Raw genomic sequence first — 629 nt, 5'->3', positions numbered from 1 at the left:
TCGCCGTCGACGAGGCGGTGGTCGAAGCTGAGGGCGAGGGTGGTCACCTGGCGCGGCTTGACCTTGCCCTTGTGGACCCAGGGCTGGAGTCTGATCGCGCCGATCGCGAGGATCGCGGACTCGCCGGGGTTGAGGATCGGTGTGCCGGTGTCGACGCCGAAGACGCCGACGTTGGTGATGGTCACCGTGCCGCCCTGCATGGCGGCCGGGGAGGTCTTGCCCTCCCGGGCCGTCGAGACCAGCTCGCCCAGGGACTCGGCCAGCTGCGGCAGCGTCTTGGCGTGGGCGTCCTTGATGTTCGGGACGATCAGGCCGCGCGGGGTCGCGGCGGCAATGCCCAGGTTGACGTAGTGCTTGACCACGATCTCCTGCGCCGCCTCGTCCCAGGAGGCGTTGATGTCCGGGTGGCGTTTGACGGCGACCAGCAGGGCCTTGGCGATCAGCAGGAGCGGGTTCACCCGCAGGCCGGTGAACTCCTTGTCCTGCTTCAGCTCCTCGACCAGCCTCATGGTGCGCGTCACGTCGACCGTCACGAACTCGGTGACGTGCGGCGCCGTGAACGCCGAACCGACCATCGCCGCCGCCGTCGCCTTCCGCACGCCCTTGACCGGGATGCGGGTCTCACGCGC

The 629-nt window shown here is 69.5% G+C and carries 1 protein-coding gene; it reads right to left on the bottom strand.

Translation table 11 applies throughout. The features are described 5' to 3' along the window. A partial coding sequence (locus ACP4J0_RS38665) for a dihydrolipoamide acetyltransferase family protein (protein WP_426604149.1) occupies positions 1-629 on the bottom strand: 629 nt, incomplete at both ends.

This window comes from Streptomyces sp. WG7 (assembly GCF_049975785.1).
Lineage (GTDB): Bacteria > Actinomycetota > Actinomycetes > Streptomycetales > Streptomycetaceae > Streptomyces.
Note: the sequence above shows the minus strand (reverse complement) of the source record. Positions and strands in the feature narration are given on the sequence as shown.